The organism is Aurantibacter crassamenti (assembly GCF_016811105.1).
GTDB lineage: Bacteria > Bacteroidota > Bacteroidia > Flavobacteriales > Flavobacteriaceae > Aurantibacter_A > Aurantibacter_A crassamenti.
The window spans coordinates 726,957-749,790 of sequence record NZ_JAFBGM010000002.1; the positions used below are offsets into that span (position 1 = coordinate 726,957).

The 22,834-nt window shown below is 34.4% G+C and carries 18 protein-coding genes; 15 read left to right on the forward strand and 3 right to left on the reverse strand.

The window, feature by feature from the left end; genetic code table 11:
- The first annotated feature begins 18 nt into the window (after positions 1–18).
- Entirely contained in the window at positions 19–1,209 is a 1,191-nt protein-coding gene (locus JQC67_RS15805) for an acetyl-CoA C-acyltransferase (RefSeq protein ID WP_203253887.1), read from the forward strand.
- Between the two features lie 98 nt (positions 1,210–1,307).
- Positions 1,308–3,116: an acyl-CoA dehydrogenase family protein gene (locus tag JQC67_RS15810; protein ID WP_203253888.1), complete on the forward strand. Its 1,809-nt coding sequence runs from the start codon at positions 1,308–1,310 to the stop codon at positions 3,114–3,116.
- 160 nt (positions 3,117–3,276) lie between these two features.
- Here the strand turns inward: JQC67_RS15810 and JQC67_RS15815 are convergent, their stop codons facing one another.
- Positions 3,277–5,079 carry a glycoside hydrolase family 15 protein gene (locus JQC67_RS15815; RefSeq protein ID WP_203253889.1) on the reverse strand — a complete coding sequence of 601 codons (1,803 nt, stop codon included), beginning with the start codon at positions 5,077–5,079 and terminating at the stop codon, positions 3,277–3,279.
- A 103-nt stretch (positions 5,080–5,182) separates the two neighbouring features.
- Here JQC67_RS15815 and JQC67_RS15820 point away from each other — a divergent pair, with 103 nt between their 5' ends.
- The 5 genes from JQC67_RS15820 (at position 5,183) to JQC67_RS15840 (ending at position 12,009) form a co-directional block, all read left to right on the forward strand.
- Positions 5,183–7,393, forward strand: a complete 2,211-nt coding sequence (locus JQC67_RS15820) for a bifunctional alpha,alpha-trehalose-phosphate synthase (UDP-forming)/trehalose-phosphatase (RefSeq protein ID WP_203253890.1) — start codon at positions 5,183–5,185, stop codon at positions 7,391–7,393.
- A gap of 57 nt (positions 7,394–7,450) precedes the next feature.
- Positions 7,451–8,641, forward strand: coding sequence for an enoyl-ACP reductase FabV (gene fabV, locus JQC67_RS15825; RefSeq protein WP_203253891.1), 1,191 nt, complete (start codon positions 7,451–7,453; stop codon positions 8,639–8,641).
- Positions 8,642–8,792: 151 nt separating this feature from the next.
- Positions 8,793–10,427, forward strand: coding sequence for a M1 family metallopeptidase (locus tag JQC67_RS15830; protein WP_203253892.1), 1,635 nt, complete (start codon positions 8,793–8,795; stop codon positions 10,425–10,427).
- A gap of 66 nt (positions 10,428–10,493) precedes the next feature.
- Entirely contained in the window at positions 10,494–11,426 is a 933-nt protein-coding gene (locus JQC67_RS15835) for an aminodeoxychorismate synthase component I (protein WP_203253893.1), read from the forward strand.
- Entirely contained in the window at positions 11,410–12,009 is a 600-nt protein-coding gene (locus JQC67_RS15840) for an aminotransferase class IV (RefSeq protein ID WP_203253894.1), read from the forward strand. The genes JQC67_RS15835 and JQC67_RS15840 overlap by 17 nt, the downstream gene beginning before the upstream one ends.
- A gap of 83 nt (positions 12,010–12,092) precedes the next feature.
- Here JQC67_RS15840 and JQC67_RS15845 read toward each other — a convergent pair whose 3' ends face one another.
- Positions 12,093–15,101, reverse strand: coding sequence for a ThuA domain-containing protein (locus JQC67_RS15845; protein WP_203253895.1), 3,009 nt, complete (start codon positions 15,099–15,101; stop codon positions 12,093–12,095).
- Between the two features lie 119 nt (positions 15,102–15,220).
- Between JQC67_RS15845 and JQC67_RS15850 the strand changes: the two genes are divergently transcribed.
- On the forward strand, positions 15,221–15,796 hold the full coding sequence (locus JQC67_RS15850) for a YdeI/OmpD-associated family protein (RefSeq protein ID WP_203253896.1): 576 nt from the start codon (positions 15,221–15,223) through the stop codon (positions 15,794–15,796).
- 112 nt (positions 15,797–15,908) lie between these two features.
- Positions 15,909–16,676 (forward strand): CDP-alcohol phosphatidyltransferase family protein, encoded by a 768-nt coding sequence (locus JQC67_RS15855; protein ID WP_203253897.1) that lies wholly within the window; start codon positions 15,909–15,911, stop codon positions 16,674–16,676.
- On the opposite strand, the gene JQC67_RS15860 is transcribed toward JQC67_RS15855, so the two are convergent.
- Positions 16,629–17,930, reverse strand: coding sequence for an MFS transporter (locus JQC67_RS15860; protein ID WP_203253898.1), 1,302 nt, complete (start codon positions 17,928–17,930; stop codon positions 16,629–16,631). The genes JQC67_RS15855 and JQC67_RS15860 overlap by 48 nt on opposite strands.
- Positions 17,931–18,073: 143 nt before the next feature.
- Between JQC67_RS15860 and JQC67_RS15865 the strand changes: the two genes are divergently transcribed.
- The 6 genes from JQC67_RS15865 (at position 18,074) to JQC67_RS15890 (ending at position 22,799) form a co-directional block, all read left to right on the forward strand.
- Positions 18,074–18,778, forward strand: coding sequence for a DUF2490 domain-containing protein (locus JQC67_RS15865; RefSeq protein ID WP_203253899.1), 705 nt, complete (start codon positions 18,074–18,076; stop codon positions 18,776–18,778).
- Positions 18,759–19,976, forward strand: coding sequence for a bifunctional alpha/beta hydrolase/OsmC family protein (locus JQC67_RS15870; protein WP_203253900.1), 1,218 nt, complete (start codon positions 18,759–18,761; stop codon positions 19,974–19,976). Before JQC67_RS15865 ends, JQC67_RS15870 begins: the two co-directional genes overlap by 20 nt.
- On the forward strand, positions 19,973–20,458 hold the full coding sequence (locus tag JQC67_RS15875) for a YdeI/OmpD-associated family protein (RefSeq protein WP_203253901.1): 486 nt from the start codon (positions 19,973–19,975) through the stop codon (positions 20,456–20,458). Before JQC67_RS15870 ends, JQC67_RS15875 begins: the two co-directional genes overlap by 4 nt.
- A gap of 96 nt (positions 20,459–20,554) precedes the next feature.
- Positions 20,555–21,181: a hypothetical protein gene (locus tag JQC67_RS15880; protein WP_203253902.1), complete on the forward strand. Its 627-nt coding sequence runs from the start codon at positions 20,555–20,557 to the stop codon at positions 21,179–21,181.
- Positions 21,182–21,463: 282 nt separating this feature from the next.
- Complete coding sequence (locus JQC67_RS15885) at positions 21,464–21,994, forward strand: RNA polymerase sigma factor (protein WP_203253903.1); 531 nt, start codon at positions 21,464–21,466, stop codon at positions 21,992–21,994.
- 1 nt (position 21,995) lies between these two features.
- Complete coding sequence (locus JQC67_RS15890; RefSeq protein ID WP_203253904.1) at positions 21,996–22,799, forward strand: anti-sigma factor; 804 nt, start codon at positions 21,996–21,998, stop codon at positions 22,797–22,799.
- Positions 22,800–22,834 lie beyond the last annotated feature (35 nt).

Consider the following 22,834-nt stretch of genomic DNA (forward strand, 5'->3'; position numbering starts at 1 on the left):
TAGCCAAAAGCATAAAAAATGAAAACAGCATATATAGTTAAAGCATATAGAACCGCTGTCGGAAAAGCACCAAAGGGAGTTTTCCGATTTAAGCGAACAGATGAATTGGCAGCTGAAACCATCTCATACATGATGAATGAGTTGCCTGATTTTGATAAGAAAAGAATAGACGATGTTATTGTGGGTAACGCTATGCCTGAAGGTTCACAAGGCTTAAACATGGCAAGGCTAATCTCATTAATGGGATTAGATATTGTTGATGTACCTGGTGTGACAGTGAATCGTTTTTGTTCTTCAGGTATTGAAACTATTGGTATTGCCACTGCAAAAATACAAGCTGGCATGGCTGATTGTATTATTGCTGGTGGAGCTGAAAGTATGAGTTCTGTACCCATGACAGGTTATAAAACTGAATTGAATTATGATTTAGTTGCTGAAGGTCACGAAGACTATTATTGGGGAATGGGTAATACGGCTGAAGCTGTAGCGAATGAATACAAGGTCTCTAGAAAAGACCAAGATGAGTTTGCATACAATTCACATATGAAGGCATTAAAAGCGCAAGCTGAAGATCGCTTTCAAGATCAGATTGTACCTATTGAAGTAGAGCAAACGTATATTGATGCAAATGGTAAAAAAGCAACCAAAAAGTATACAGTAACCAAAGATGAAGGTCCAAGAAAAGGGACAAGCATTGAAGTTTTAAATAAACTTCGAGCAGTTTTTGCTGCAGGTGGAAGTGTTACTGCTGGTAATTCATCACAAATGAGTGATGGTGCTGCTTTCGTTTTAATTATGAGCGAAGACATGGTAAAGGAACTAAATATAGAACCTATTGCCCGATTAGTAAATTATGCCGCCGCTGGTGTACCGCCACGTATTATGGGTATCGGACCTGTAGTTGCAATTCCAAAAGCATTAAAACAAGCAGGTCTAAAACAATCTGACTTAGAACTAATTGAATTAAATGAAGCATTTGCATCTCAATCATTGGCGGTTATTCGAGAATTAAATCTAAACGCTGATATCGTAAATGTAAATGGTGGGGCTATTGCCCTAGGTCACCCTCTGGGCTGTACAGGTGCTAAACTTTCAGTACAACTATTTGATGAAATGCGTAAGCGAGACATGAAAGGCAAATATGGTGCAGTAACAATGTGCGTTGGTACAGGTCAAGGTGCTTGCGGCATATTTGAGTTTTTGAACTAGAATAGCAAAGACTAAAAATCAGAAATTAAAAAAATTGTTTAACTATTAAAATATCCCTACAAACCTGCTTTTCAATTAGCAGTAAAGGAACTTAAAGCATGGAAACAGCAAATAAAGATAATTTACTTCGTGGAGGTCAATTCCTCGTTAAAGAAACCAAATGTGAAGATGTCTTCACTTTAGAAGATTTGTCTGAAGAGCAAAAAATGATGCGTGATAGCACCAAAGAATTTGTTGATCGCGAACTTTGGGCTCATTGGGAGCGTTTTGAGAAAAAAGATTACGCTTATACTGAAGAGTGTATGCGAAAAGCAGGTGAACTTGGACTATTAAGTGTTGCTGTACCTGAATCTTATGGTGGTATGGGCATGGGATTCGTTTCTACCATGTTGGTTTGTGATTATATCTCGGGTGCAACAGGATCATTTAGTACTGCCTTTGGTGCACATACCGGAATTGGCACTATGCCAATTACACTTTATGGATCGGAAGAGCAAAAACAAAAGTATGTACCTAAATTGGCTTCTGGCGAATGGTTTGGCGCCTACTGCTTAACTGAACCAGGTGCTGGATCAGATGCAAATTCAGGAAAAACTAAAGCAGTTTTATCTGAAGACGGAAAACATTACAGCATTACTGGACAAAAAATGTGGATTTCCAATGCAGGCTTTTGTAGTATGTTTATTGTATTTGCTAGAATTGAAGACGACAAAAATATCACAGGATTTATAGTTGAGAACAATCCAGAAAACGGAATAACTTTAGGTGATGAAGAGAAAAAACTAGGAATTCACTCCTCCTCTACTCGTCAGGTCTTCTTTAGTGATACCAAAGTACCCGTTGAAAACATGCTTTCAGAGCGTGGAAATGGTTTTAAAATAGCGATGAATGCTTTAAACATTGGGCGTATTAAATTAGCGGCCGCTTGTTTAGAAGCACAAAGAAGAGTTATTAATGAGGCTGTAAATTATGCAAACGAAAGAATTCAGTTCAAGACACCAATAATGAATTTTGGGGCAATTAAGGCAAAGATTGCAAATATGGCCACCAACTCTTATGCTGGCGATTCCGCTTGTTATAGAGCAGCTAAAAATATTGAAGATCGCATAGCATTACGTGAAGCTGCTGGCAATTCTCATCAAGAAGCTGAATTAAAAGGTGTTGAAGAATACGCTATAGAATGTTCTATTTTAAAAGTTGCAGTTTCTGAAGATGTACAAAATACAACAGATGAAGGTGTTCAGATTTTTGGAGGAATGGGCTTTAGCGCAGATGCACCTATGGAAAAAGCTTGGCGAGATGCTAGAATTGCTCGAATTTACGAAGGCACAAATGAAATAAATAGAATGCTTGCCGTTGGCATGTTAGTTAAAAAAGCAATGAAAGGTCACGTTGATTTGCTTGGACCAGCAACATCAGTTGGAGAAGAATTAATGGGAATTCCGTCTTTTGACACTCCTGATTTTTCTGAATTATTTGGCGAAGAAAAAGATTTACTTGTACGATTGAAAAAAGTATTTTTAATGGTAGCAGGTAGTGCCGTTCAAAAATATGGGCCAGAACTTGAAAATCATCAACAGTTAATGTTGGCTGCATCAGATATACTTATAGAAGTATACATGGCTGAAAGTACTTTGTTAAGAACAGAAAAAAATGCAAAACGTTTTGGTGAAGATGCACAGGCTACGCAAATAGCGATGTCTAAATTATATTTATATAGTGCAACTGAAACCATCATTCAAAAAGGTAAAGAAGCAATTATTTCTTTTGCTGAAGGTGATGAGCAACGTATGATGCTAATGGGCTTGAAACGATTTACAAAATACACCAATAACCCTAACGTGGTAGCCTTGCGTACACAAATTGCTGACAAGGTAGCTGCTGATAACGGTTACACTTTTGACTAATTCAGATTATTAAATTTCCCCTAAAGTTAAGAGCCGTTTACTTTTGTAGACGGCTCTTTTTATTTGAAATATTTCTTCAATTCTAGATGAAATTCGCCTTAAAGATCAACTCCAATTACAAACAATTAATAATCTAAAAATCAGCAATTTAAGAATATCTTTATTCACGCATTGACTCCAAAATTGATTCTTCAGAATCTTTATTAGAGAAATTTATTGCACACTCTATTAATGCTAAGTGAGAATACGCTTGTGGAAAATTCCCTAAAAGTCTTTTCGTTTTAAAATCTACATCTTCACTAAAAAGCCCTAAATGATTACTATAACTTAATAATTGATCAAAGTACTTTCGAGCTTTTTCCTCTTCACCAATTTTAAATAAACTATTTATAAACCAAAATGTACAAATTGTAAAGGATGAGGAAGGCAACCCAAAATCATCTTCATTTTTATATCTATATAGCAGTCCGTTATTATTTAAATCTTTTTCAATAGCCTTTACGGTACTAACAAATTTTGGATCTTTTGCGGGTATAAATCCATATGATTGCATTAATAAAACTGAGGCATCAAGATGGTCTGACCCGTATGATTGTACAAAAGCATTTACTTTCGGGTTCCATGCATTTTCATGAATGTCTTCTCTAATCTGTTGCTCAAGGGCTTGCCACTTTTCTAATTTTCTAGTCTTCTTAAAGATACGAGCTACTTTAATAGCTCTATCTACAGCCACCCAACATAAAACTTTTGAAAAGGTGAAATGGCGGTCTTCTGTTCGAAACTCCCAAATACCTTTATCTGCCTCTTGCCAGTGTTTCGAAACTATCCAAACAATACCTTTAGTAATACTCCATAGTTCTTCTCCATTTTCAATATCAGTATTAAATTGCATCAATTGCGTATAAATAACATCCATCAAAATACCATAGATATCATTTTGTTTTTGCGCATAAGCAGCATTACCAACTCGAACCGGCTTTGAACCTTTGTAACCAGACAAGTGATCAAGAGTTACTTCGGTTAACTTCTTTTCCTTATTAATACCGTACATGATTTGCAATTTTTCATCCTTATCCGGAATCAAATCAATAATAAATTGCAAATATCTTCGCGCTACATTTTTATGTCCTAATTCTGAAACAACTTTCACCACCATTGATGCATCACGAATCCAGCAAAAACGATAATCCCAGTTTCGAACTTCTCCAATTGTTTCTGGTAATGATGTTGTAGCAGCTGCTAATATAGCTCCTGATTTATCATAACTTAACAATTTAAGTGTGATGGCACTTCTACTTATTTCAGCATTATATTTTTTATAGGTAGGTGTAGTACTGCTCCAATTCAACCAATATACTTTCGTACGTTCTAATTCAAGATACATACGTTTTGTATTTGGTAAAAATATTTTCTCATTGTAGCCCATTAAGAAATAGCCATCTTTCTTAATTTCAATTTCTCGGCCTTCTACAACTGCATTTTTATTAAATGATGTGTACAGAAAAACAGTATCAAACTTATCGCCATGAGTTAAACTGGCAATGAAGTTATGTTTTATAAATGTTTCGGTTACACCTGCTGCATACTCTAATTTAGGATCATACTTTACTCTAAATTTAGGTCTACCTGAAACAAGTCGCACATATCTAACTAATTCAGGTGGAGAATGATAACTACCATCTTCATTATGGTAACGTGGCATAAAATCACGAATCTCAAATGCATTTTCTCCATCAGAAAATCGCGTTATTAATAAAGCTGTATGCTTTTTATATCGTTGTGTAATCGTATAGCTTTCATCAACTAAAATTTCAAAGCTTCCGCCAATTTCTTCATCTAACAATTTTGCTAAAACTGAAGAAGAATCAAATTCTGGCAAACAACACCAATCGATACTTCCTGTTTTCGACACTAAGGCCGCACTTCTACAATTTCCTATAATTCCGTAGTCTAAATTATCCATTCAATAAAAATATTGATTCAATCTGTTTAACAATTGCTTTTGCGCTTCAATTTGTCGAAATTTAAAGACAAAGAATTTAATAGCAGTCAAAATCTTCTAAAATATGAGTAAAACTATCATAATCTCAAATAGACTACCAGTTCAACTACAAATTAGCAATGGTGGCATCACTGCAGTGCCAAGTGTTGGCGGATTGGCTACTGGAATGAAATCTGTACATTCAAGTGGAGATAGTCTTTGGATTGGTTGGAGTGGATTGACAGATGAAGAAATTCCGGAAGAACTTTCTGATGATATTGACGTAGCACTTGCAAAACATGGCTCATCAAAAGTGAGACTAACAGCCCAAGAAGTTGATGGCTTTTATTACGGATTTAGTAACAGAACCATTTGGCCATTATTTCATTATTTTTTAGAGTATTCCGAATTTGAACTCGATAGCTGGAACACCTATAAAGCAGTAAATCAAAAATTTGCAGATGCAATATTAGAAAAAGCCGGTGATGATGATACCATTTGGATTCATGATTATCAATTAATGTTAGTACCGCAAATGGTTCGTGAAAAAAGACCGAACATTTCAATTGGTTTCTTTTTACACATTCCGTTTCCTTCGTTTGAAATATTTAGAACAATGCCTTGGCGTGAAGAAGTTTTACGTGGATTATTAGGCTCAGATTTAATTGGATTCCATATTTATGATTACGAAAGGCATTTTCTAAGTTCGGTAAGAAGGTTACTCGGACTTGAGGTAAGTTTTAATGATATTTATTTGGATAATAGAATCATCAAGGTTGATTCATTTCCGATGGGAATCGATTATAAGAAGTTTAGAGGTGCTGCTGAAGAGCATGAAAATCGTAGTCCTGATGAACTTTCTGAATTACAAAAAAGGCTTAATTCACATAAGACATCAGATCCTGATAGTAAATTTTTACTATCAATTGACCGTTTAGATTATTCGAAAGGAATTGCAAAACGCTTGAATGCTTTTGAATATTTCTTAAATAAATATCCGCAGTACAAAGAAAAGGTACGTTTGATAATTTTGGCAGTACCGTCTCGCTCAAATGTACCTCAATACCAACTTTTAAAACGTGAAATAGATGAGTTAGTTGGCCGTATTAATGGTGAATTCTCAACAGTAAGTTGGACACCAATTTGGTATTTCTATAGATCAATGCCTTTTGAAAACCTCATCGACCTTTACACCTCTAGTGATATAGCTTGGTTAACCCCACTACGTGATGGTATGAATTTAGTTGCCAAAGAATATATAGCAACACGAACAGATAAAACAGGCGTACTTATTTTAAGTGAAATGGCTGGTTCTGCAAATGAAATGAATGAATCATTATTGATAAATCCGAATAATTTTGAACAAATTGCCGATGCCATTAATGAGGCAATTAATATGCCTATAGAAGAACAGCAAGCGCGAAACGGACAATTGCAAGAACGTCTTGAACGATATAATGTAGAAAGATGGGCTAATGATTTTATGACTTCATTAGAAGCTCAACGTGATAGAGAAGCAGCAAATGTTTCTGCCCGAATTACTGATTTACGATTAACATCAATTGTAGAGAATTATTCAAAATCGAAAAAACGCCTATTATTTTTAGATTATGATGGTACGTTAGCTGGCTTTCATAATGACCCGCAAAAGGCAAGCCCTGATGAAGAATTATATGAATTATTAGACACCTTGCATAATCAAGAAGGCACAGAACTTTTTCTTATCAGCGGTCGTGATAAAGACACTTTTACCAAATGGTTTTTACATAAAAAATACAATATGATTGTTGAGCATGGTGTATGGATTTCGAGAAAAGGCGAAGAATTTAAACTTCTAGAAAATGTGAAAAATGATTGGATGGAAAAAATACGTCCCGTACTTGAATCTTTTGTTGATCGTACGCCAGGCAGTTTTATAGAAGAAAAAAACTATTCACTAGCTTGGCACTACCGTAAGACAGATCCTGATTTTGGTAGTTTACGTGCTACTGAACTTACTACAGTACTTACAAGTTTAATTGGCACAGATGATCTCAGCGTACTTAACGGTAATAAAGTTATGGAAGTTAAAAGCAGTAATGTCAATAAAGGCCGTGCATCAATGCGCATGTTAGGTGAGGCCGACTATGATTTTGTTTTTGCAATTGGTGATGATTGGACAGATGAATTTATGTTTCAAGAACTGCCAGAAAGTACGGTAACCGTAAAAGTTGGCCGACAAAAAACTTCAGCAAAATATTTTGTAGAGAATACTGAAAAAGTTCGTGTATTGTTAAAAGCTTTTGCGAAAGTATAAATAGATGCAATTAAACTTTTAGCTTTGACCTTTTAAATTATAAATTAAGACTACTAAATGATAATAGAACCTAGAACTCGCGGATTTATCTGTATCACTTCACATCCTGATGGTTGTGCCAAGGGTGTGGCAAATCAAATTGACTATATAAAATCAAAAGATAAAATTGATGGAGCAAAAAATGTTCTGATCATAGGTGCATCAACAGGGTTTGGTTTGGCTTCAAGAATCACAAGTGCTTTTGGTTCAGACGCCTCCACTATTGGCGTATTTTTTGAAAAACCACCAGCAGCGGGTAGAACTGCATCATCGGGTTGGTATAATACTGCAGCTTTTGAAAAGGCTGCCCATAATGAAGGTTTATATGCTAAAAGTATAAATGGAGATGCATTTTCACATGAAATAAAGAACGAAACAATAGAACTTATCAAAAAAGACCTAGGTCAAATTGATATGGTTGTTTACAGTTTGGCTTCACCTGTTAGAACGCATCCTGACACAGGTATTCGTTATAAATCAACATTAAAGCCAATAGGCAAAACATATACCAACAAAACAGTAGATTTTCATACTGGTGAAATAAAAGAGATAAGTATAGAGCCGAGCACCGAAGATGATATCTCAAATACAGTGGCCGTAATGGGTGGTGAAGATTGGGAAATGTGGATAAATGAATTGAAGAAAAACAATCTGCTTTCGCCAAATTTTAAGACTATTGCCTACTCATATATTGGTCCAAAACTTACAGAACCAGTCTACAGAAAAGGAACCATTGGCAAAGCAAAAGACCATCTAGAACAAACAGCATTCACCATCACTGATTCACTCAAAGATTTAAACGGACAAGCATATGTTTCTGTTAATAAAGCGCTCGTGACACAATCAAGTTCAGCTATACCAGTGATACCATTATACATTTCTTTATTGTACAAGGTCATGAAGGAAAATGGAGTTCAAGAAGGATGTATTGAGCAAATACACAGACTCTATTCAGAACGATTATTTATTGATAAAACACCAACAGATTCTGAGGGTAGAATTCGAATTGACGATTGGGAAATGCGATCTGACATTCAAGAAAAAGTTACTAAGTTATGGGAACAAGCTACTACCGAATCACTTTCATCAATTGGAGATTTAGAGGGATATAGAACTGAATTTTTTAATCTCTTTGGGTTTAATTTTGATGAGATTGATTACAGTGCCGACACCAATGAAATAGTAAATATTCCGAGTATAAATGCATAAATATTGGCATCGTTATTGCTTATAAAGTATAGAATATAGTAAGTGACAACAAAATGTCATACACACCAATAACACCATATTTCATTACTTTAGTCTGTTTTTAATACCAATTAAAAATATTAAAATTACGTGTGATTTATATCAAAATTAAATGAAAAAAAACTCACATTTATTATTTACAGTTCTCGCTTTAATTATGTCTACAATTTGTACGGCACAAGAATTTACAGAGCAAGATACATTACGAGGTAGTATCACTCCAGAACGTGCTTGGTGGGATTTAAATTATTATCATTTAAATCTTGAGGTAAACCCAGATAAGAAATTTATCTCTGGATCCAATACAATCCGTTATAAGGTTTTAGAAAATAAAAAAAATCTTCTTCAATTCGATTTACAGCCACCGCTAAAAATTGATAAAGTTACACAAGATGGTAAAGTTTTAAAGGTAACTTCAAAGGGTAATGCGCATTTCGTTCATTTAAAAAAGAAACAGAATAAGGACATGTTTAATGAAGTAATTGTTCATTATTCTGGTAAACCGAAAGTGGCTGTTAGGGCTCCTTGGGATGGTGGTTTTTCTTGGAAAAAAGACGAGAATGGAAAACATTTTGTCGCTACATCTTGTCAAGGTTTGGGTGCTAGTGTCTGGTGGCCTAATAAAGACCATATGTATGACGAAGTTGATAGCATGCTAATTAGTGTTACGGTTCCTAAAAATTTGATGAATGTTTCAAATGGGCGTTTGCGAAAAGTTGATGATAATGGTAGCACCAAAACTTATCATTGGTTCGTCGACAATCCTATTAACAACTATGGCGTCAATGTAAATATTGGAGATTATGTTCATTTTGGAGAACAATTTTACGGCGAAAAAGGCACTTTAGATATGGACTATTATGTACTTCGTGACAATTTAGAAAAAGCGAAGAAACAATTTAAACAGTCGCCAATGTTAATGGCAGCTTTTGAATATTGGTTTGGCCCCTACCCTTTTTATGAAGACAGTTTTAAGTTAGTTGAAGTCCCATATTTAGGTATGGAGCATCAAAGCTCGGTAACTTATGGAAACAAATATAATAACGGTTATTTAGGGCGCGATTTATCTGGTACAGGTTGGGGGTTAGAATTTGATTATATACTTATACATGAGGCAGGCCACGAATGGTTTGCTAATAATATCACCTATAAAGATATTGCTGATATGTGGATTCATGAGAGTTTTACAACCTATTCTGAAAGCCTCTATGTAGACTATCATTTTGGTAAAAAAGCTGCCGAAGAATATGTTATTGGTATTCGCGGTAATATAAAAAATGACGCCCCAATTATTGGAAAGTACAATGTGAATATGCGTGGTAGTAATGACATGTACCCTAAAGGCGCAAATTTAATTCATACCATTCGGCAATTGGTAGATGATGATGAAAAATGGCGTGAGATACTACGTGGTATGAATAAGGATTTTTATCATCAAACGGTAACTACGGCACAAATTGAAAATTATATCAGTGAAAAGTCGGGTATCGATTTATCAAAATTCTTTGATCAATATTTACGCACCAATAAATTACCATTACTGGAATATAAAATAGAAGGTAATACAATTCAAACTAAATATTCGAATGTTGTAGAAGGTTTTAATATGCCTATAAGAATACTTTCAGAAGGCACTTCACAATGGATTCACCCAACCACAAAATGGAGTTCTGAAGAAATAAATGGTGATGTATCAAATTTAAAAATTGATCCTAATTTCTATATTGAATCGAAATTGGTAAACTAAAATGTAATCATCATCAATACCTCCCAAAATAACGTAAATAAATTTAGAGAACGTATTAGCGACTATATGTCGTCAGCCACGCCTTTTGTTTTTATCATCGATTTTGACATGCAAAATCCATTAGTTTATTCTATTGATACGCTTGAAAAAGAAGGTTTTTTGTTTGACATAAAAGGAAAAACAAATGGTTCAAAAAAATCGATTCAATTGAATGATATTCAATTAAAAATAAATCCATTATCCCAAAAAATATATGATAAAGCATTTGATGAAGTACAAGTAAACATCAACAAAGGCAACTCATTTTTATTGAACCTTACCTTTCCTTCTGAAATAGAAACTCCAGCTACATTAGAAGATATTTTTTATTCTGCAAGAGCACCTTACAAACTGTTTCGTAAAGATAAATTTGTAGTGTATTCACCTGAGTGTTTTGTTAAAATCAAAGACGGTTATATTTATTCATACCCCATGAAAGGCACAATAGATGCAAACCTACCAGATGCAGAATGTATTTTATTAAACAGTCAGAAAGAAATTAGAGAACACAATACCATTGTAGATTTAATCAGAAATGATTTATCTATGGTAGCAACAGAAGTTACAGTAACTAAATTCAGATATGTAGAAAAAATAAAATCGCATCAAAATGAAATTCTACAAACAAGTTCTGAGATTAGAGGAAAATTACCAGATAATTGGGAGAACAATTTCAGTGACCTTTTGTTGAAATTACTACCGGCCGGATCAATTTGTGGAGCGCCAAAAACGAAAACAATAGAAATCATCAATTCCGTAGAAATGAATAACCGTGGTTATTACACAGGCGTATTCGGCATATTTGATGGGAAAAATATTGATAGCGCTGTAAGCATTCGTTTCATTGAGAAAGATGATAATACGTTGTGGTATAGAAGTGGTGGAGGTATAACTGCATTGAGTAATGCAGATGAAGAATATCAAGAACTTATAAATAAAATTCATGTACCCACTAATTGAAACCATATGCGTATTAGACGGAGCAATTCAAAACCTCGAATGGCATCAAGAACGTTACGAATATTCATTTAACGAACTGTATGGCCTAAAACCAACCGATAGTGTTATTGAAGGTTTTAAGTTATTAGAAAAATATTCGTCGGGTTGTTATAAATTACGGGTTTCGTATAGTGATAGAAACAAAAAATATGAGTTGGAAAAATATAGTTCACGGCAAATTAACACGCTTAAACTAGTACGAGCTAATAGTCTAGATTATGAACTTAAGTATGCCGATCGAGAACCCTTAAACCAACTTGTACAACACAAAGCTGATTGTGATGACATACTCATTTTAAAAAATGAAAAAGTTACGGATGCATCCTATGCAAATATAGTTTTCACCGATGGAGAAAAATGGTTTACCCCTTCTACTCCACTTTTAAAAGGCACCTGTAGAGCTCGACTATTAAAAGAAAAAAAAATAATAGCAATTGACATTGGCCTTCACGATTTATCAAAATATTTGGGTTTCAACCTTATCAATGCAATGAATGATTTAAACACTAGTAGTTATGTGAAAATTGAGAATATAATTCAGTAACAATCTTATAAAAAAAAGCATCCGTCAATTGACGGATGCTTTTTTAATTCGGCTTAGTTTTTAAACTAAGTATAATAATAGTACTATTTTTTTCTAGATAAAGCTACCGATTTAGAGCCCGTTAACGGTATAGTACCTTCTGTTCCATTATCAGTATAACTTGCGGTTATTACCATTAATTCCCCTGAATCATTAGCTTCTGCCGTTATAGCGCCTTTTGCTGGCAATGATGGTTTTCTATTCGAAGTACCATTTAATGACATTATATAGGTTCCTATCTGTCTCGTTTCATCAGAAGTAATATTTGGATGCGCTGGCATCGAAACCTCACCCCATACGCCAGAACCACCTTTTTTAATTTTATTTTGCAAATAAGTCATAGCTCTTTTCACATCTTTATACTTTTTTGCAATATCTAAATATTTAGGTCCGATAGATGCTTCAGCCTCTTTATGACAAGTTTTGCAGTCCATAGCTTGGGTAAGCGCTTTACCAGTTACAGCAGCAGACACTTGTTGGTGTCCAAGCGACATTGTTGCTTTATCCAATCCTTCTAAATAATCAACGGATACAAAAATATTGTCTTTATTAATAGCATTACCCTCAGCGTCCGTAACGGTAACCTCATATTTTATTTTTTGGCCGGGCTCATAAAATGAAGCGTCACCTTCAATTTCAATACTTACAACAGGTCTTGAATTACCTGCTACAACTGAAGTCAATGCACTTTTTGCAACTTCCCCTTTATCGTCTTTAGCTTCAACAGAAATTTTAAAATCTCCGGCTTCCTTAAATGTGTACTGAATATTAGGTTCATTTGTTTCTTTGGTTTCGCCATTTCCTAAATCCCATAGATATGTAATTGCATCTCCCTCTTTGTCCATTGCTTCAACACTTGCATTGACTGTTAATGGAAGTTTACCTGAAGTATGGTCTACAGCTACTTTATTTATTACTGGAGGACGATTGCCTGCGTTATAATCAATAAAACTTAATGCAGCGTTTTCATTTGCAGAAAACCAACCACTACCATATTCTAATAAATACATACGTCCATCAGGTGACATTTCAACATCTATTAAGCTATTAACCTTGATGTCTGAAGCAAATGGTTCCATTTTATTAAAGGTGCCATCGTCAAAAAGCGTAACCGCCATCATCCACCCACGAATCCACTCATAAATTATAGTTTTGCCATCGTAATATGAAGGTAATCCACCGCCATTTTCATACATATCGGAATAATAGGTTGGGCCGGCCATGGCATTTCTACCGCCTGTTCCCGTCTGTGGAAACAATTTACTTTCATCATACGGATAGTATATATAAGCAGGCTTAGCTGGTGGCAACTCACGTAAACCCGTATTGTTTTTTGAATCGTTAATAGGTTTTAGTGGATCAAAGGCCTCACCAGATTCTCCTGTTCCATAATCATAAGCGCGATATGGATAGTTGTCACCAATAAATAACGGCCAACCAAAATTACCTGCTTTTAATGCAAGGTTCATTTCATCATATCCTTTAGGCCCTCTAGTGTCTAACGAATCACCTCTAGCATCAGGCCCTACTTCACCCCAAAACAAATGATTATTTTTAGGGTCAACAGAAATTCTGTATGGATTTCTATGTCCCATAGTATAAATTTCTGGTCTAGTTTTATCGGTTCCTAAAGCAAAAAGATTTCCTTCCGGAATATCATAACTACCATCTTCATTAATTTTTATCCGAAGAATTTTACCTCTTAAGTCATTCGTGTTAGCTGAAGAACGCCGCGCATCATATTGCTCATGACCAGGAATATCATTTAATGGTGCATAACCATTATTAATATACTTTTCTCCTTTCTCATTAAATGGAGTGGCATTATCACCAGTAGAAAGATATAATAAACCATCGCCTCCAAAAGCTATTGAACCACCGGTATGACAGCAAATTTCACGATCTGATTTTACATCTAAAATTTTCTGTTCTGAAGCTAAATCAATAGCACCATCAATATATTTAAATCTCGAAAGTCTATTAACCCACAAATCGCCTGCAGGTGCATAATACACATATATCCAATTATTTGTCGCAAAATTTGGGTCCTTTTGTAAGCCTAGTAGCCCTTCTTCTGCATTTACGCCAGGGGTATTTAAGGTTTTATGGTACACATCTAATTTTGCAATTTCAGTTACTTCTTTGGTTTCAGCATTGTATCTAACAATTTCCCCTCTTCGTTGACCAATTAATACATCATTATTCGCAAGCACTGTCATTTCAATAGGTTCAAAAAAATCACCTTCGGCTAGTACAACCTTAGAAAAACGATCAATATCTGGTGGTAGCTGCGATGTAGCTTTACTATAATCTAAAATAAGATTATCACCTATTGCATATTGTATACCACCTAAAATATGCTTCAAGAATAGTTCTTCAGAATAAGTTTCTTCGGTATGACCAGCACCCGTATAAAAAGCTCTACCACCATCAAAGTCATGGTACCAAGCAAAAGGATGATTATCACCATTTTTGCCACCTTCATAGGTAGATTCATCTACCGTCATCAGCACATTTACATCCGGATTTATATTTTTATAATTATAAATTTCATCTGCACGATGCCAAACTGAATCAGTAAAATGTTTGGTCGCAATAAAGCTATTGTCTTTAATTATAAAATCAGCTTCAGGTGTGCCAGCAGGGTGACTTAAAAATTGGGCGCCAACTAACTTATTATACCAACCCCAATCATACTCAGTATCAGTAGCAGCATGAATACCTACATAACCACCGCCTGCTTGAATATAGCGTTCAAAGGCAGCTTCTTGTTTATGATCAAGCACATTTAATGTGGTACTCAAAAAAACTATCGCAGAATATTGCTTTAAATTTTCTTCAGTAAATAAGTCTGCATTTTTGGTTGTATCTACTTCAATTCCATTTTCTAGACCTAATTTTTGAACTGCAGCTACACCGGTTGGTATAGAAGCATGTTTATATCCCATAGTTTTTGAGAAAACCAATATTTTGGGATTACCATCACGTTTATTTCCACATGATGAAATGAATAAACCAAATACTAGTATAAGTACTAAAAGTATTTTTCGCATAATTTAAGTTGATTTGTTTTTGTATAATTTTTAAAAGTAAGGCATCTTCACCTTTTTTACCAAATTAGCAGAAAAATATATACTATTTTTAGAGTTTATGGATAAAATTCTACCGATTAATGGGTAATTCACAAGAATACTATTTTAAAAATTCATCTGAATTTCAAGTGTGGCTTCATGAAAATCACACTCAAACAGAAGGTATTTATTTGATCTTTTATAAAATTGATCATGAAAATGAAAGCATGCGCTGGGAAGAAGCTGTCAGAGTTGCACTTTGCTACGGGTGGATTGACAGCACAGTGAAAAGTCTGGGCGATGGTAAACGTCGGCAATATTTCTGTCAAAGAAAGGCAAAAAGTGTTTGGAGCAAATTAAATAAAGAACATATTAAGGATCTTAAAGCTAAAAAGTTAATGCATAAAAGCGGATTAGCAACAATAAAAATTGCAAAAGAAAATGGTTCTTGGACTGCTTTAGATGATGTTGAAAACGGCGTGATACCTAAAGAGCTTCAAAATGCGTTTGATAAAAACCCTGTTGCATTTTCGAACTATAATAATTTTTCTCGAAGTCAGCAAAAGAGTTATTTATATTGGCTAAATCAGGCGAAACGAGAAGCAACCAAAGAAAAACGAATTACCGAAATTATAAGACTTTGTTCCGAAAATATCAAGTCACGAGATACATGGTAATATCTTAGATTATACCGAATTGTTAATTAAATCTTATCTTTATACAAGCTTTTGAAAAGTGTATCGAGCTAGCGTGTTTTCGTTTTCGATTTTCTATACTTGAGCCCCTTCCATGTCCAAATTGCCGAAAGAGCACCAATTCTTAGATTTTTCTGATTACGGAAGACCTCTTGCACGTTACATCGCAGAACATTTGAAGAACACTTCAATCACTCCCATACATGTCACAATTTGGTTCATAATATCAGGTTTTATTGCAATAGTCTGTATTTTAAACCATAACTATTGGGCAACTGCTTTTTTTCTAATTTTAAAATCTATACTTGATGCAGCTGATGGAGAACTTGCTCGAGTAAAAAATACACCCAGCTATACGGGTAGGTATTTAGATTCGGTTTCTGATATTATTTTGAATCTTTTAATACTGATTTCAATATGGCATGTTACTAACGGCTCATTAGTATATGCATTACTCGCTTTCTTCGGTCTTCAATTACAAGGTACATTATACAACTATTACTATGTAATACTCCGAAACAAATATGCTGGAGACACCACAAGTCGAATAATTGAAGAAGGCACACCCACTGCCATGATGGGTGAAACACAAAAACATGTAAACTATCTCTTTAAAACTTATACCCTGTTATATGGTCTTTTTGACCGTATCATTTATCGCTTAGATCGTAATGCCGTTGAAAGTGAAAAGCTACCCAATTGGTTTATGACCGCAGTTTCAACTTTTGGCTTAGGTTTTCAACTTTTAATTATCGGTTTTATGTTGGTTGTAGGGCACGCTCAATATATTATCCCATTTTTTATAGGGTACTCACTACTTATTTTTGTTTTTATTGCTATTCGAAAATTTATTAATAGTTAATTTCTCGCTACCATTAAAAGTTCGATAATATCTAAAAGCCGCAATACCACCGACTACAGAAAACCCAACCAACATTAAAAAAATATATTGATAGCCAAGCTCTCCCGGAAATTTATCTAATAAATAACCGTAAGCTAATCCTGCAAAAATATCTGGCGTAAATCCAACTAAAGAAATTAATCCAACCGCTGTGCCAGTATAAATTAAGGGAATTCTACCTTCTTCCATAAGCGCAAAATAAAGTGAACGAGCCGCATAAACACCAATGGCAATTACCACTACTGAAAGAAAAAATAATGCTGTTGCCGAAGGTTCAATTAATCCGGAAGCAAAAAGTAGTCCGCCTATTATTGACATCAAAAAGCTATAAACCAAACAAAGTGAAATTTTAAATCGATCCACAACCAAACCAACCATAACGCCTATAACTGGTCTTAAAAATTGAAGAAAGGTGCCAATTTTAGCAGATTTCACTTGATTATAATGTAGAACCTCATTTGCATATTGCGACAAAATATCAGTTATTTTGTAACCAACATAAGCACATAAAATAATTACCATCAATAATTTTACAGCGGGTAAATTAATTACTAGACCTATTTGTTTATAGGTTATCGATTCAGAACGAATTTCTATCTCATCAACATCAGACTTCATAAAGAACCAGGTTAAAAAACCTATAGTAGTAATGATGGCAACAGTACAGTAAATCACATTTTGAAAAGCAAGTTTTCGATTAGACAATAGTGCGGTTTCTATATTTTCTGAAACGAAAATTGAAAAAACAAAAACACCCATCAATCCAAAAAGTGCACCGGTCATTCCTCTACCACCATCTAATAGTCCGAATGCTTTTCCTTGCGAACTTGAACCACCCCATATTCGAGCGGCTTTTATCATTGGTGCCCAGAATAAAAATATGGTTGTAAAGCCCCAAAATCCATATAAAACTTTAAGCATCCTATAAGAAGGAAACGTTGCAAAAAGTAAACCACCAAATGCTGTCATCCATAAAGCAATAGCCATTAATTTTCTAGGAGGATAACGATCCGCTATGGGGCCACCCAACAGATAAGAAACCAAAGCAACAACGCCATAAATGGAAAAACAGAAACCCAGCTCAACATTTTCTAATTGAAATACTTCTAAAACAGTAGCTCTAAATATTCTTGGAAGTACAAAAGGAAGTATGAAAACTGCTTCACCAGCTAAAATCAATAACGTAAGATAATACCAACTGGCTTTTTGTTTCATATGTGCTAAAAATACTTAAAATAAGCGGGTATGCTAATTATACTAAAAACCAATATTCATAACTATATTTTACCAAACTTAAAGTTTTTAATATCTTTAAATTCTTAATTAATTCAAACGAATCTCCCGTATTTTCCTTCTCTATGAAAAAATTTATTTTAGTTTTCACATTACTTATTGCTATTCAAAGTTTTGCCCAAGAAAATGGTGAAAACAAATTAGGTTCTTGGCACATGTATTTTGGCACCACTAAAGTTTCTGATAAATTAAGTATTCATTCTGAAGCACAACTTCGTTATTTTGAACAAGCTAAAAATTTCAACCAATTACTTTTACGAACTGGGTTAAATTATCATATTAACGCTAACGCTATTGCTACAATAGGTTATGGTTATATTACCACTGACGGAACTTTTGAAGAATTTTCGAACGAAGAAAATGCCAAAGAGCATCGTATTTTCGAACAATTCATTTTAAAAAATAAGGTTAGTAATGTTGCATTTGAGCACCGCTATCGATTAGAACAACGTTTTCTTAATTCTGGCAACAATTCAGACACGCAACACCGTGCTCGTTATCGACTACAAGTCACTGTACCTTTGACAAAAATTGTTTTCTTAAATTTTTATGATGAAATATTTTTAAATCTTCAAAATGAAATTTTCTCGCAAAATAGATTGTATGGCGCAATAGGATTTAATGTATTTAAAAACGTTTCACTTCAGGTCGGTTATTTGAAGAATCATTTCAAATCTGCTCATTATGATCGTTTACAGATAGGTGTCGTAATAAATACCGACTTAAGAAAAAGCGACAAAAATAAAGACGATGAATCTACAAAAAATTGAATTTAAGAATAAAGAAGACCAAATTTTAAATGGGCGATTAGAATTACCCTTAGACCAACAACCACATAACTTTGCAATTTTCGCACATTGTTTTACGTGCAATAAAAACCTTTCAGCAGTAAAAAATATAAGTAGATCATTGACTGCAAAAGGTTTTGGCGTTCTTCGATTTGATTTCACTGGACTAGGAGAAAGTGAAGGTGAATTTGAAAACACCAATTTCTCAGGAAATATTGAAGATTTAATTGCAGCGTCCAATTATCTCGCAACAAATTACGAAGCACCTACCCTCTTAGTTGGCCATTCATTAGGCGGTGCAGCTGTACTTTTTGCTGCTGCTCAAATTGACAGTATAAAAGCTGTAGCTACAATTGGCGCACCCTCAAACCCTGTGCATGTCAAACACTTATTTAAAAGTGATTTGGATGAGATAAATTCAACAGGCTTAGCAAATGTAAATTTAGGTGGTAGAGGTTTCACTATTAAAAAACAATTTATAGAAGATTTAGAATCTAATTCTTTACCTGAAATAGCAAAAAATTTGCGCAAGGCTTTGTTAATAATGCATTCTCCGCAAGACAATACAGTAGGGATTATTAATGCAGAAGAGATTTATCAAGCAGCAAGGCATCCGAAAAGTTTTGTATCATTAGATGGTGCCGACCATTTGTTAATGGATAAAAAAGATTCAATGTACGCTGGTGAAGTAATTGCAGGCTGGGCAACGAGATATGTTGAATTACCTGACAATAGTCAATTAAAAACTAAACATCAAGTAGTTGCAAGTCTTGATGACACAGACGGATTTACTACTCTCATGAAAGTAGGCAACCACAATATGGTAGCTGACGAACCAGTTTCTTTTGGAGGTAATGATTATGGTCCATCGCCGTACGAATTAGTTTCAGCAGGTCTATCTGCTTGTACTGCCATGACCGTTCAAATGTATGTTAAGCGAAAAGGCTGGCCCTTGAAGAATATTGAAGTGCATACCTCTTATGGTAAATCGCATCTACAAGATTGCGAAAATTGTGAATCTGAAAACGCTAAAATAGATACATTTAATAGAGAAATTAAATTGACTGGAAATCTAGACGATAAACAAAAAAAGCGAATACTTCAGATTGCTGACAAATGTCCTGTTCATAAAACTTTACACAGCGAAACGCAAGTGATTACCAATTTAATTGAATCATGAAAAGTGAAGTTTTTGAGATAACAATTACTGGAAAATATTTTGGTCTTCAACTACCTGAAAAAATAGTACTTCCATTTCTTGAAAAGAACTTAAAAAGAGTAAAAGTAATTGCAACTTTTAAACAAAATATATTTGCTTTTCACGGTGCCATTCAAAAAAGAAATGGCAATTACTTTATGATGTTTGGTAAACGATATCAAAAAGAATTAGGCGTTTTTCCTAATGACTATTTTCAACTGCAACTTTTTGAAGACACTTCTAAATATGGAGTGGATATGCCTGAAGAACTGAAAGCTGTTCTTCATAGTGATTTTGAGGCAAATGAAATTTTTGAAAGCTTCACAGCCGGAAAAAAGCGCGGTATTATTTATGCAGTTCTCAGCTACAAAAATTCACAAACAAGAATTGATAAGTCACTCTTAATCTGCGAGAACTTAAAAAGAGGAATTCGTAAGAATCCGGAATTACTAAAATCATTTTAGCCCAAGCTTGAAATGCCTTTTAATAATACTTAACTTTGAGGTATAAATCATCTAACAATATGCACTTATGGTGCTTATAAAAACAAATTAATAGGTATGAAAACAATAAAATTGGCTTTTCTCGGACTCGTTCTAATAGCCTCATACAACTGTAAAGAAACAAAAAAAGAGACTAAAGAAAATTTAGAGGCCGCAGCAGTTGAGCAAGTAAGCCTAGTTCAAGATTCAACTAAAGTGAGCTTCACAGCATATAAAACCACCGAAAAATTACCCGTAGGTGGAAAATTTACAAAAATCAATATTACCAAAAGCGGTTCTGGTGCTACAGCGCTAGAAGCAATGAATGGTACAACATTTACTATTCCGGTAAGCAGTCTATTTACAAATGACGCTACAGGCACAAGAGATCCAAAACTTCTTGAATTCTTTTTTGGCGTAATGGAAAACACAACACTTATTTCAGGTGTAGTTAAAGTAGCTGCTGATGAAAAATGTTCTATTGATGTTACATTGAATGGCAAAACTGGTAACATTCCTTTAGAAATTGAAAAGACTGGTGATAATAGTTTTACTTTAAAAGGAGTAATGGATCTTGAAAACTGGGACGCACTTGGCGCTGTTGCTTCAATTAACAAGGCGTGTGAAGCTTTACATACAGGTAAAGATGGAGTTAGTAAAACATGGAGCGAAGTAGCTGTACAAGCAGAAGTTTTATTCCAATAAAATTTAAAACTTTTTGTCTGGTTTTAGGCTAGGCCAAATTTCATAATATTAAAAGCTGCCCTTTGGCAGCTTTTTTTATGCTCTAAAAGTAACACCGCAAACCAATATTTTTGTTGAATAATATATTTTAAGAAAAGTGAATTACTGTATAATTTCTCTACTGTTTTAATTTGAACCAAACTCAATCAACGAATTACCATTTATAATTGTTGATAAAAAATATAATATAAAATTGTGAATTCATGAACTTTAGCTACTTTCGACATAGCTAGAAAAAGAAATATGCAATTAGAACAATTAGTTGAACGATTTCAAACAAAAGACCCCGGGGCTTTTGAGAAACTTCACAATATGTATTCCGAGAATATTTGCGGAGTCATCAATACCATTGTAAAAAATGATGTAATCGCAGAAGAAATCTGTCAAGATGTATTCGTTAAAGCATGGCATAACGCTGAAAAGTACAACACTTCTAAAGGAAGATTTTTTACTTGGATGTTGAACATAGCCAGAAATGCTGCGATCGATGAACTGCGCTCTAAATCCCATAAACAGCAAAAAAAGAACCTACCCGTAGATTACTTCGTAGGTATTGCAGATGACAGTGATGATCAAGAGTTTACAGTAGACAAAAAACAGCTTAAAAGGCTGATAATGAACCTGAAAGAGAAGTGCACTCAAATTATAGACCTTTTATATTTTAAAGGCTATACACAAAAGGAAGCTTCAGAAGAACTTGATATTCCGGTAGGCACTGTCAAAACAAGAAATAGAAGTTGCATCTCGCAATTGCGCGAAAATATGAGTAGCTAAAATGGATGTAAAAAAATATATAGATTCAGGAATTCTCGAGCTTTATGTGGCCGGACAGCTTTCAGATAATGAAAATCTGGAGGTACATAAACATGCGCTAGAAAATACTGAAGTACTTGCTGAAATTGTAAGTATTGAAAATGCGATTCTCGAACTCTCAAAAACTGCTTCACCAAAACGTACTTATAGTTTTGACAGCATTAAAGAAAGAATTTTAAAATCTGCAGACGTTAAGGTAATAGACATTGCCAAAAAAGAATCGAATTGGTCACAATATGTTGGGTGGGCAGCATCAGTTTTATTTGCAGCTGGTCTTTTCTATATGTATACTCAAAATGAAAATTTAAAATCAGAACTTGAAGTTGTTGTGCAAGAAAATTTGCAGTTAGAACAACAAATTTCAGATGCTAATTTATCGCTTGAAAAATCAAATGAATTATTAGCGACCATTAGAGATAAGAACATTTCAGTTGTGCCACTTGGTGGTCAAGAAGTCTCCCCTACTTCATATGCAAAAGCATATTGGAATACAGATCAACAAAAATTATTTATAGATGCCCAAGGTTTACCAGAACCACCTGATGGTTTTGTATACCAAGTTTGGTCATTAAAACTTAATCCTTTGACTCCAACAAGTGTTGGTCTTTTAGAAGATTTTGTAGACGATGAGAATAAAGTATTCGCACTAAATAATCCGAATGATAATGGTTCTGAAGCTTTCGGTATTACACTTGAACCTGCGGGTGGTAGTGAATCACCAAACTTAGAGCAACTATATGCATTAGGAGTAGTTGCAGCTTCATAACGAGTAGTTATTTTATTGAAAATTCATGCGCTAAA

What these genes read in the sequence shown, in the direction of transcription:
- JQC67_RS15820 (WP_203253890.1), top strand. Translation starts at nt 5,183, where the DNA reads ATGAGTAAAACTATCATAATCTCAAATAGACTACCAGTTCAACTACAA.
- JQC67_RS15875 (WP_203253901.1), top strand. Translation starts at nt 19,973, where the DNA reads ATGAAAAGTGAAGTTTTTGAGATAACAATTACTGGAAAATATTTTGGT.
- JQC67_RS15860 (WP_203253898.1), bottom strand. Translation starts at nt 17,930, where the DNA reads ATGAAACAAAAAGCCAGTTGGTATTATCTTACGTTATTGATTTTAGCT.
- JQC67_RS15810 (WP_203253888.1), top strand. Translation starts at nt 1,308, where the DNA reads ATGGAAACAGCAAATAAAGATAATTTACTTCGTGGAGGTCAATTCCTC.
- JQC67_RS15815 (WP_203253889.1), bottom strand. Translation starts at nt 5,079, where the DNA reads ATGGATAATTTAGACTACGGAATTATAGGAAATTGTAGAAGTGCGGCC.
- JQC67_RS15835 (WP_203253893.1), top strand. Translation starts at nt 10,494, where the DNA reads ATGTCGTCAGCCACGCCTTTTGTTTTTATCATCGATTTTGACATGCAA.
- JQC67_RS15845 (WP_203253895.1), bottom strand. Translation starts at nt 15,101, where the DNA reads ATGCGAAAAATACTTTTAGTACTTATACTAGTATTTGGTTTATTCATT.
- JQC67_RS15885 (WP_203253903.1), top strand. Translation starts at nt 21,464, where the DNA reads ATGCAATTAGAACAATTAGTTGAACGATTTCAAACAAAAGACCCCGGG.
- JQC67_RS15890 (WP_203253904.1), top strand. Translation starts at nt 21,996, where the DNA reads ATGGATGTAAAAAAATATATAGATTCAGGAATTCTCGAGCTTTATGTG.
- JQC67_RS15880 (WP_203253902.1), top strand. Translation starts at nt 20,555, where the DNA reads ATGAAAACAATAAAATTGGCTTTTCTCGGACTCGTTCTAATAGCCTCA.
- JQC67_RS15865 (WP_203253899.1), top strand. Translation starts at nt 18,074, where the DNA reads ATGAAAAAATTTATTTTAGTTTTCACATTACTTATTGCTATTCAAAGT.
- JQC67_RS15855 (WP_203253897.1), top strand. Translation starts at nt 15,909, where the DNA reads ATGTCCAAATTGCCGAAAGAGCACCAATTCTTAGATTTTTCTGATTAC.
- JQC67_RS15830 (WP_203253892.1), top strand. Translation starts at nt 8,793, where the DNA reads ATGAAAAAAAACTCACATTTATTATTTACAGTTCTCGCTTTAATTATG.
- JQC67_RS15840 (WP_203253894.1), top strand. Translation starts at nt 11,410, where the DNA reads ATGTACCCACTAATTGAAACCATATGCGTATTAGACGGAGCAATTCAA.
- JQC67_RS15870 (WP_203253900.1), top strand. Translation starts at nt 18,759, where the DNA reads ATGAATCTACAAAAAATTGAATTTAAGAATAAAGAAGACCAAATTTTA.
- JQC67_RS15850 (WP_203253896.1), top strand. Translation starts at nt 15,221, where the DNA reads ATGGGTAATTCACAAGAATACTATTTTAAAAATTCATCTGAATTTCAA.
- JQC67_RS15805 (WP_203253887.1), top strand. Translation starts at nt 19, where the DNA reads ATGAAAACAGCATATATAGTTAAAGCATATAGAACCGCTGTCGGAAAA.
- fabV (WP_203253891.1), top strand. Translation starts at nt 7,451, where the DNA reads ATGATAATAGAACCTAGAACTCGCGGATTTATCTGTATCACTTCACAT.